Raw genomic sequence first — 232 nt, forward strand, 5'->3', positions numbered from 1 at the left:
CTCGTCTTCGACAAGACCGCGATGAATTTCAATCCGCTCGCCGCCATGGCCGGGAAGGTGACCATCGCCCAGGTGGAACGACTCGTCGAGCCCGGTGAACTGGACCCTTCGCAGATCCATCTGCCCGGCGTCTTCGTTCAGCGCATCGTCTGTACCGGGCCGCAGGACAAACGGATCGAGAAGCGCACAGTCCGGGAGGTATCGGTATGAGTTGGACCCGGCAGCAGATGGC

At 62.1% G+C, this 232-nt stretch carries 1 protein-coding gene; it reads left to right on the forward strand.

The features are described from left to right. On the forward strand, nt 1–210 hold a 210-nt coding region (locus ON38_RS25460; protein WP_039827549.1), incomplete at its 5' end, for a succinyl-CoA--3-ketoacid-CoA transferase. Between the last annotated feature and the right edge of the window lie 22 nt (nt 211–232).

This window comes from Nocardia testacea NBRC 100365, assembly GCF_000308775.1.
GTDB lineage: Bacteria > Actinomycetota > Actinomycetes > Mycobacteriales > Mycobacteriaceae > Nocardia > Nocardia testacea.